This window comes from Streptomyces sp. NPDC005141, assembly GCF_053599975.1.
Map to the genome: position 1 here is coordinate 21,962 of NZ_JBSFYW010000079.1, position 9,725 is coordinate 31,686.

Here is a 9,725-nt window from a genome sequence, read left to right on the forward strand (position 1 = left end):
ACCCGCGCTACTTGCCGTCCAGTGCTGCCACCAGCTGAGGCAGGGCGCCACCGGCCGCAATGAGGGCCAGGTGGTCGTGGAAATCCCGGCTGTGGACGATCAGGCCGCCGCGGACCCTCAGCACCTGGATATTGGCGGACTCAAACGTCCGTCCGGTCGGCCTGTGGTGTACCTGGTAATCCCATTCGGCGACGATCAGCTCCGGGTCGTCGGTCTCCCGGATCACCACATTCGCCGGGGTCAGCTCCACCGCACTGCCCGCGGCGACCTGCGCGAACCGCTCCTGGAGTGCAGACCGCCCCTCGGTGCGGCGCGGCGCGACCGGCTCGAAGACGGTCTCCACCACGGCGTCCTCAGCGTAAAGGTCGGCCAGTTCGGAGTAACGGCCCGCGGCGATGCCTTCGAGCAGCTTCGTGAAGACCGCGCGTGGTGACGGCATTTCGGACATGGTCAACCTCCGTCGGGATGCGTCGCTAGAATCGGACTAGTGAGTCCGTTTTGACGATACGGACTAGACGCTCCGGTTGTCCAGCACGGCTCTGCGGCCGGCGGGGAAGGGTGGAAGGGATGAGCGGCGCCGAAGAGCGCCCGCTGCGGGCGGACGCGGCCCGTAACCGGGCCAGGCTCCTGGACGTCGCCACCGAGGTGTTCACCACCCGTGGCGTCGGCGTGCCGACCGAAGAGATCGCCCGGGCTGCCGGGGTCGGAGTCGGCACGCTCTTTCGGCACTTCCCGACCAAGGAAGCACTGCTGGAAGCCGTGATGGTGCGCAGGCTGGAGGCGATCGCCGCCCAAACCGCGCAGCTGGCCGCCGAAACGGAGCCCCCCGAAGCCTTCTTCGCCTGCTTCCGCCTGGTGATCGAACAGTCCGCGGGCAAGAACGAGTTCACCCGGGCACTCGCCTCAGCCGACGTGGACGCGCACACGGCCCTGCGGGAGTCCAGCGAGGCGATCCAGGCCCAACTCGCCGTACTGCTGGACGGGGCACAGCAGGCAGGAGCCGTTCGCCCAGAGCTCGGCCTGCCGGAACTGATCGCCCTGCTGGCCGGCACCAGCACGGCAATGGAGCAGCTCGGGGCAGACCCGGCGGCCCGGCAGCGGATCTTCGATGTGGTCTTCGACGGACTCCGACCGCACTGACCGACGACGTGCCGCCTTCCTGTGCCCTTGCGCAAGGGAGTGTGGGTCAGACCGAACGATGCGAGCACTGGACGCAGGCAACTGACCCTTGGAATCGATCATCTGGCGGGCCGCCCTGCCGAATGCTCCGGATCACCGCGGCCCGCGGAACCGGCCTCAGCCGGCAGGCATCCCCGTGCCTGGTGACATGGCCCGCGATCGGCGGCGGAAAGTGCGTGCCGAAGACGAGGGTGTCAGTGTCAGCGAGCGAGGCGAGCAGCCGAATCGGGCAGCGGCCTCGCGTCCGCTGTCCGCCGGCGACCGTGTGCCCCGCTGCATCCCGACCGAACGGGCACGAGAGGCGGCTCGACCGTCCTCGTCCTGGGCTTCGAATCCGGCGCCGCCCGCATGAACGACCGCCTCGAAACCGCCGTGGACCTGGCCAGGCCCACGGCGGGCGCGGCAAGGCACCGACGGACGAACGCGGCGCGGGAGCCGACGCGGCCCGTCAGCGCATGGCGCGCTCGGCGTTCCTTCGCATGCCAATCCTCAACCCGAGTGTCCTGCCCGACTTCAGGCCGGCACGCGGAAAGCGAGCGCCCCGACGCATGGGTGGCCCCGGCCATCCGGTTGCGGCTGCTCGCGCAGCTGCGGGCATGGCGGCTTCAGGGCGGGCCGCGACGTCGGGCTGATGCCCGCCACGTCACATGCCAGGCGCTCGGTTCCGCGCCGCCGTCACGCCTCCACCAGTGCCCGAAGCGTAGAAGACCGGCTCCGGCCACCGACTACGGGAGGACGGCAGTCCGAGGACGGGTGCGCAGACTGCGGTGGGCCGGCCAGCCGTTCTCGCCAGCCTTGAGCCATCGATCCTTCGTAGTCAGGTCTGCAGTCGAGTCTGATCCTGCTCCGTCACCGCGTAGCCGGGCACGGACGGCCACCGAACGGTCAGCACCACCGACTCATCCTCTGCGAACCATGAATGATCGACCCCGCGCCCCCATACGACGTAGTCACCCTGCTGTTCCAGAAGAACGCTGCGGCCTGGGAGTGCAACGCGGAAGCGTCCGCTGATGAGAACCAGGAGAGCTGTGCGTTCCTCACCCTTCACCCACTGTGATCGCTCATCACCGCGGGGATGGACACCCCATTTGATCTCCACAGCCTCGCTGTAGCGCGGATCGCCAACGTCCTTGAAGTGCCCCAGGAGCCACCCCCGGTCCAGTGCCGCATCCTTGCCCGCGTTGCCCACGTACACGTCGTCATTCACGTGGCAGGACGCTAGCAACAGTTCCCGTGAGTGCCTCCAGCACCGGCGACACAATTCGCGCGCCCGGCAGGTCTCGACCTCATCGTGGGCGGCATCGTCGACGACGATGGCAGGGAAGCGCGAGCGGGCTTCGACTCGCCCTGAAACGATCAGTCAGTCGGCGAAGGTGCCGACCAGCCGCTGTGGGGTGATCGTGACAACCACCCGCACGACCTCCGGTGGCAGTTCCAAGTACTCCTCACCCGCGCCGGGCCCCTCGTACTGCTCGGCCAGCGCGACGGCCAGCTTCCGGCCCACATCCTCGGCCACCGTCGCGGTACCGCGTACCTCCAGGTATCGCAGCGGGTCGGCCCGGTCGTAGACCGTCAGGCTGACCCGCGCGTCGCACTCGACGTTGGTCACCTTCCGGCGGCCGGCTGTCGAAGAGAGCAGCAGGTCGTCGCCGTCCCGAGCGACCCAGACCACCGAGGTCTGCGGGCTGCCGTCGGGGTTCACGGTGGCCAATACCCCGGGATTCACGTCGTCAAGAAGCCTGCAGGCGGCATCGTTCAACTTGATCGTCACGCCCGCGACCCTAGCCAGTCGCCAGGCGCGTCGACCGAGATTTCCCCCTGCTGCCGCGCACACAGCTCCCACCGACCGAGTTCGTAGATCGCAAACCCAGGCTCATCACGGGGTCTTCCGGTACCGGGCGCCACACCAACCCACAGGCCAGCGGGCTCTTTCCGGGGATCATCCGCTATGGCGTCGTCGACGGCGAGGCCCTGGGCGACGCGTCGGCGGCAGTGCCACCGGAACGGCCTGCGCCCTGTACACGTCGAATTCGGCGAGGTGGTCGCCGCGCCACAGCACGAGCTACCACAGGCCCGTGCCGTGGCTGGCCTGCGGCCGCATTCGTCCCCGACAGCGGTCAACGGCAGGGCAGGATGGGCAGGTTGCTGATCCTGCGGCGGACGGGGGTTCTGCGGTGCCGCGCCACGTCAATGAGGCCGAAGCGCTCGAGGTCATGCGCCTCGCCGGTCTCGAACCAGTGGAGCCCAGGCCCTCGGGAGGAGACAAGAGGGGGTGGTCGTGCCGGTGCGTGCGCTGCGGAGAGGGCGTCGCTCCGCACTACGGCACAGTGCGCCCTGGCGTGCGGGCCCGGGGCCAGGAGTACATCGGGTGCCGGTTCTGCGTGGCGGTCGAGCGTGGGAAGCGCCAGAGGGCGGGCATGGCGGCGAAGGCCGAGAAGGTGATGCTGGACCACCGATGGACACCGTTGTCCCCTTACCCCGGTGCCCTGGAGCCGTGGCCGTGCCTGTGCGGGAAGTGCGGGCAGAGGGCACAACCGCGGTTCTCGAAGGTCCAGGACCGAGGGCAAGACCGATGCGGGGCATGCGCCAAGGCCGCGGCGAGCGCCCGGTGCCTTGAGCAGGAAGTGGAGCGTGCGACCGCTGACCTGGTCGCGGCCGGATGGGAGCCGCTCGCCGCCTACCAGGGCGTGCACAAAGGCTGGAAGGCTCTCCACGGGGTGTGCGGGCAGATTCGGTATCCGCGGCTCGCCGAGATCCGTTCCGGACAGGTGTGCTGCTCGGGCTGCAACGGATCGGTGCGGGTCAGCGACGAGGAGGCCGCCGAGCTCATGCGCTCCGCCGGCTTCAAGCCGCTGAGCCGCTACCCGGGCAGCCAGATCCCGTGGCCGTGTCGGTGCCTTCGATGCGGCGGCATTGTCAAACCCCGGTACACCACCGTGCGCAAGGGCGGCGGATGCGGAAAGTGCGCGCTGGTCGGACGGGTGGCCACGCGGCGGACCAACTTCTCGGTCCAAGCCGTCGCAGAGATGCGCGCCGTCGGCCTCGAGCCGTTGGAGCCCTGCCCTGGCACCCTGGCTCGATGGCGATGCCGGCATGTGTGTGGGCGGGTCGTCTTCCCCATCCATCACCTGGCTAAGTACGGGCGAGGGGTGTGCCGCCAGTGCTCCGGGAGTCCGCTCATCGAGCCTCACGAAGCCGCCGCGAGAGTACACACGCTCGGCTTCATACCTCTGGAACCGTACCCGGGGCGCCTGGGCATCCCGTGGCGCATGCAGTGTCTGACCTGCGACACCGTGGTGGTCAAGGCTCTCCAGGGAGCGGGCGGTTGCCGCCGTTGCCGCCCCTTCGGCGCCAACCACGGCCTTCCAGCCCTGGTGTACGTCCTGCACCACCCGCACGTGAACGCCGTGAAAATCGGTATCACCAACATCGGCACGACACGCCTCGCCGACCACCGCCGGGACGGCTGGACAGCCATCAGGACGCAGTACTTCCCATACGGCGCCGACGCCTACGACGTCGAACAGAGCGTCCTGCACCGGCTGCGCAACGAACTCGGCGTCCCCCCGCACCTGTCCGCCGACCAGATGCGCCGAGGCGGAGCGACCGAGACCGCGGACGCCGACCTCATCTCCCCCCTAGCCCTGTGGGACCTGGTGGGCCAGGCACGGGATGAGATCGACACCGAGACAACACTCTGACCCCAGAGCCCACAACCCCGATCACCCCGTGCCCAGGTCCCCCACAACTGCTCCCGGCCGTCGGTCCCCGCTGACGGCCGGCGGGAATGCGGTCATCTCGGCCCCTACGGAGTGACCGAATACCTCCCCGCCGGCCCGCCCGGATGACCGAATAGCGCCACGCCAACCGCCACGCCAACCGCCCCGGCGGCCACCCTCGCCGCGCCGCCCTGGTGGCCGCCTGGTCGTCGTGATGATCCAGCGGTTCGGCGGCTGCGCATGACCGCCACGGCCCGTGTCTCGGAAGCCGAGAGCGACGCCCCGCGGCCGGTAGCGAGCATGGAGGAGGTCTCCACCAGCGGCGGGCACGGACAGTGCCTCTATCGCTCATCTGTCCTCCGTCGAGCGGGCGGCTGCGGCAAGATCAGAGCATGGATTTGGAGGGAGTAGGCGCCATCAGCGCCGCCACGGTTGCCGCACTCGGGATTCCGACGGCGATCTTGGTTGGCAGATGGCAGATGCGCGGTGCGCTCCAGCAGGCGCTGGAGACAAGCCGTGCCGGACTCGCACAAGCCGAGGCCAGCTACCGGGGCGCGCTGGACGCTGTCCATGCAGAGTCCAACGCCGCTTTCCAGCAGTGGAGGCGCGGAGTCCAGCGTGAGGCCTACAGTGCGCTCCTTCTCGCTGGGCACGAGGTCGAGATAGCCGTAAGGAGCTCGATCACTGCCCTGCGCAAGGAAGTTCTTTCAGAAACGTACGACCAGCACCAGGAGGACATCTCACGCGCCCTAGCAGCGTTGCAATCCGCCTACTTCGCAGTCGAGCTGGAAGGGCCTTCCGACGTGGCCGTGTGTGCCGCCGATTTCGCGGCCAGCGTGAACAAGCTGGCGGACTTCTACAGGTGGGACTGTGACTTCCGGCGCGCCGATGCGCAGCTGAACCGATCCAAGCAAGCCGCGATCGAGGCGTTCACACCCGATTCGGCACGCCCCGACCTCACAGCTGACAATCTACCGATCGTACTGGCCAGCACCGCGTTCTCAACAGCATGTTCAGCAGCCCGGGACAACCCCGATGATCTACTCACCGATCCATCCGGCAACCCGGCCCCACGGCGAGGATCCGAGCTGGAGGGCGCCGTGGTGAACTTCCTGTTCCATCTCAATGACGTGCCAGGCGACGATCCCGTGCATAGCCACAGCATCATGCTTGAGGAGGTTGCCCTCACGTCCTCAAGATTCCGCCGGCTCGGTACTCCGGGCGATACAGGGCATGATCGTGCTCGCCGCAGCATAGAGTCGGATTTCGACACGGAGCGCCGCCGCTTCATTTCCGAAGCGCGGACAGAGTTGAACGGTCCGTTTCTTCGTAATCGGTAGCTGGCGGACGAGTTCAGCGTGCCGCGAGACCGCCTCCACGTGTCTGACGCTCCTGCGAGCCGAAGGGCGGAATCGCCTTCGTCAGCTCCTCGCCGACCTGCGCGCCACGGCGAGCCTGGCGGGAGCAGGTCAGCTGGTTTCTGGTTCGGGAGGCAATGGGGTGGCTGTGGAGTCACCGTTGGCGGATGGTTCGGCCGCGGGGAGCCCGGCCCGGGCTCTGATCATGTCGGCTTCTGCCCGAATGAGTTCGGCCTTTGCCCGGACCATGTCGGCCCCGGCCTGGCCACGGGCCTGCACGTATTTGGCGTAGGCGGTGAGCGTGACACCGATCAGCGTGCCGGTAGCGGTGCCAAGGGCGACGATCGTGGTCACCGCGGCGGGCGCGTCGGAGGGTCCCAGCCGTCCGTGGGCCTGGAAGCTGTCGAGTACTTCCCGCAGGCCGATCAACGCGCCGGCCAAGAGGACGACGATCCAAACACCGACGGCCACCCATGCGCGCCGGTGCTGCTGCTCATTGGAGGCATCGCTCTGCCCTATGCCTTCACTCTGCTTGATCGGCACTGACATCACGCCTTTTCTCATCGCTGTGAATGCCGCCTGCACCAGCGACATGGCGCGCCGGCCAAGCCGGAACCTGCGCGCAGGCTTGGCCGGCGGGACCTTGAGACCGGGCCCGGCGAGCTCCATCTCCCGGAAGGTGACCAGGACCGGCGATTCGTCCTTCTGCCGGAGGGCGAGCCCGGCCTGCAGGAGGTCGCTCTCGGGAGGGTTGCCCAGCCGGGCGAGGAGGAATTCCGAGGGACGGCCCACCCCGATCACCAACGGTCTGACAATCACCATAGGGCTGGACTGCTCTGCAGTGACGCGCGCCTGGTGCAGGGCGATCAGGAACCGCTCGGCGGCGTGGGCGCCCTCGGCTCCGGGTGGGGGCAGCACCACCAGCAGCACGGGGCGAGCGATGCGACGCCGCTGCCGGGGTGTGCGCAGATCCTCGAGCAGGGCACGGACCAACAGGTGCTCCAGCTCCTGCAGCGCTTCATCGTGGTGCGGGTCGTCGGCCTTGCGTGTCAGCCGTGGAGCCTGCACGGCGGCCACGTGGTCCATCACCCTGAAAAGGTCGCTGCTGCCCGCGGCCACGGGCAGCTCGCGCAGCCAACGCATCACCTTCCTGGACATCCACCACCACCACAACGCCCGGTGCAGGCTGTACACGCCCGACCCGAAGATCCATAGCGGCCGGCCGCCGTCCAGTGCTCGCGACGTAAGCTGCCCCAAGATGCCAGATCGCTCGGCCCTTTGCCGCTGGAAGGCACAGTCACGCAGCCGCCGCACGTCGTTGTCCGAGCCCCAGCAGTCATGTTGTCGCCGGATGCAATCGACGAGGCTCTCCATCAGCCAGAACTGCGGGTACCGCTCCCGGGTCAGGTAGGGCAGCGGAACGTTTTGCAACCCCCACACCGCCTGCACGGAGAGCAGCATGCCGTCGTCCTTCTCGGCGGTCAGGAAGGTGTTTGGCACGGCGTCAAGCGCGCGCCGGAACGCCATCGCGACGCGGTAGACGGCCTCGTCATGGGTCCGTCCCTCGCCCGGGACGCCCGCGATGATCAGCGGTGGATTCCTGGCCAGGTATTTCCACTTGTCCGGTGCCACGGCTCTCGAGAACTCGCGGACGAAGAAGTCCGCTCCTTTGTTGTAAGGGAAGTCGTCGGCATCTCGGACCGGTGTCACCATGGATCCTCCGAAAGACTGATTCACGGGGTATACACGTGAGGCCGTCCGGTCTTCCGACGCACCGAGCAGGCGAATGGCGTCCCGATAACTCAGCCCCAACCCAACCCCCGACCCGAAGAGCCTTCACCGCCGTCCGGATGAAAACCGTACCCACACTTGGCTTCCGGCGGGAGTGAATCAGTCGCTCCGCAAGCAAGCGCCGAGGCACCCGACTGCAACGCGAAGAGCCCGCTGCTTGGCTGCCAGATCAGTACCCGGCCCGTCTCACCCCTGACTCCACCAACGCTCGGCCGGCCGCCCCAGCGCGTGCCAGCTGTCCGGCCCTGTCCCGGATGACGGCATCTACTTGTTCGGCGGCGCGTCACGAGGCCTGATCGTTCGCTGACCGCTCGTCTCGTCAGATCGACTGCACGACGACGCCGTTGGCGCGCGGCGAACTCATCCGCGCGGATTCTCGCCGCCGCATCGAAGCGCTGATGCAACTCCTGACAGTTCTTCACCGGTTCGCCAGCCGTGACCGACCGTTCAAGAAGCGAGCGCGCATTGGACGTGCACCGTCGACGCCGGCACGCGGCCTGAGGAACTCATGGCCGGCGGCCCGGCAGTTGGCCCCGAACTGGCGTGCCGTCGAGCTCGATGGACCCAAGCCGAGCTCCCGGAAGCCTGGCCACCGTGTCGAGAACTCGCAAAGACCACGCGTTTCGCTCGTCTCGGCAGGTCCGGATCTGTCCGCGGATCGCCTCCATGAGTCGAGGTCTGCTGGTTCCGCGAGCATGCTGGATGTGCTTGACGGCGCTCGATACCGCTGCGAGCGAGTGGATGATGTCCGCGCTGCCCACCGCATGGATGCCACTTCTGACCGGAACACCGAGGAACGTCAGGTCAGCCAACTCTGCGCGCAGCTGGTCGGAGTACCGAATGGAGTCAGCCGTGAAGGCTTCCCGATCAAAGCAGTCGTGCCGGAGGTCTTCGTACGCTCGGTCCAACAGATCGATCCACACATCCACGGTCGTGCGGGCGCTGACGTAGCGACCGAGCTGCACGTCGGCCTGGCTCTCGTGCCGGACGGCCTGTTCACTCCGCTGCCGTCGCTTGTCCAGCTGCAAGGGTGCGAAGTACGTTCCCGCAGAGCCTGCAAGGACGCCGATCAAGGTGAAGGTCGCGGTTGTAAGAGTGTTGTCCATGCTCTGCCCCTCGTTCTCCGTTCCACCATGGTGAGGCCTCAGTAGGTAAACGTGCTGACTTCCGCCGGTAAGGCTGCGGTGACCCTCGTCGCAACCCCCAGGCGTTCATCGCGCCTTACTTCCGGCAGGGGCGGGAGAACGACGCCGAAATGCCCGGCAGGATTCCGCGGCTGTGCCGGGCAACCCTTCGTACGCCCCAGAAGTCCCTGCCCGAAAGCTTCCAGGCTCACGTGTGGGATCTCAGCTTGTTCCTTGACGTTTCTGCCGACCCTCGGTGCCATGGTCACCGATGGCCTGGCCGCGCTTGTCAGAGCACATCGGTACGGTCGGTGCATGAGAGCCAATGCAACTTTCGCTGTCAAAGAGTTCGTTCCGACTGAGCTGAAGCCTGTGCCGACCGTGTCCACTGGGCTGCCGGTAGGTGTCGCGACGATGGAGAAGCGCTTCGAGGGAGAGGCCGCGGGCCGCTCGGCAACCCTGTTCACTGCCGCGTTCGACCAAGCGACCGGCGTCGGTACCTATGTGGCCATGGAGTCGTTCGAAGGCTCGCTGCACGGGCGGGAGGGTTCCTT

9 protein-coding genes are annotated in these 9,725 nt (G+C 67.6%); 4 read left to right on the forward strand and 5 right to left on the reverse strand.

Features of this window, described 5'->3' with window-relative positions; genetic code table 11:
* Positions 1-7: 7 nt before the first annotated feature.
* Positions 8-448 (reverse strand): nuclear transport factor 2 family protein, encoded by a 441-nt coding sequence (locus ACWD68_RS37170; RefSeq protein ID WP_451810886.1) that lies wholly within the window; start codon positions 446-448, stop codon positions 8-10.
* Positions 449-567: 119 nt separating this feature from the next.
* On the opposite strand from ACWD68_RS37170, the gene ACWD68_RS37175 reads away from it, so the two are divergent.
* Entirely contained in the window at positions 568-1,140 is a 573-nt protein-coding gene (locus ACWD68_RS37175; protein WP_451810887.1) for a TetR/AcrR family transcriptional regulator, read from the forward strand.
* 856 nt (positions 1,141-1,996) lie between these two features.
* Here ACWD68_RS37175 and ACWD68_RS37180 read toward each other — a convergent pair.
* Together ACWD68_RS37180 and ACWD68_RS37185 are read right to left on the reverse strand one after the other, a co-directional pair.
* Complete coding sequence (locus ACWD68_RS37180) at positions 1,997-2,386, reverse strand: signal peptidase I (RefSeq protein ID WP_451810888.1); 390 nt, start codon at positions 2,384-2,386, stop codon at positions 1,997-1,999.
* A 153-nt stretch (positions 2,387-2,539) separates the two neighbouring features.
* Entirely contained in the window at positions 2,540-2,950 is a 411-nt protein-coding gene (locus ACWD68_RS37185; RefSeq protein WP_451810889.1) for a PPOX class F420-dependent oxidoreductase, read from the reverse strand.
* Between the two features lie 1,498 nt (positions 2,951-4,448).
* Here ACWD68_RS37185 and ACWD68_RS37190 point away from each other — a divergent pair.
* Positions 4,449-4,880 (forward strand): hypothetical protein, encoded by a 432-nt coding sequence (locus ACWD68_RS37190; RefSeq protein WP_451810890.1) that lies wholly within the window; start codon positions 4,449-4,451, stop codon positions 4,878-4,880.
* Positions 4,881-5,290: 410 nt separating this feature from the next.
* Positions 5,291-6,238: a hypothetical protein gene (locus ACWD68_RS37195; RefSeq protein WP_451810891.1), complete on the forward strand. Its 948-nt coding sequence runs from the start codon at positions 5,291-5,293 to the stop codon at positions 6,236-6,238.
* Positions 6,239-6,367: 129 nt separating this feature from the next.
* Here the strand turns inward: ACWD68_RS37195 and ACWD68_RS37200 are convergent, their stop codons facing one another.
* Together ACWD68_RS37200 and ACWD68_RS37205 are read right to left on the reverse strand one after the other, a co-directional pair.
* A complete protein-coding gene (locus ACWD68_RS37200; protein ID WP_451810892.1) occupies positions 6,368-7,969 on the reverse strand; it encodes a hypothetical protein in 1,602 nt (533 codons plus the stop codon).
* A gap of 584 nt (positions 7,970-8,553) precedes the next feature.
* Positions 8,554-9,153, reverse strand: a complete 600-nt coding sequence (locus ACWD68_RS37205) for a hypothetical protein (protein WP_451810893.1) — start codon at positions 9,151-9,153, stop codon at positions 8,554-8,556.
* Between the two features lie 333 nt (positions 9,154-9,486).
* Here ACWD68_RS37205 and ACWD68_RS37210 point away from each other — a divergent pair.
* On the forward strand, positions 9,487-9,725 hold a 239-nt coding region (locus ACWD68_RS37210; protein ID WP_451810894.1), incomplete at its 3' end, for a DUF3224 domain-containing protein.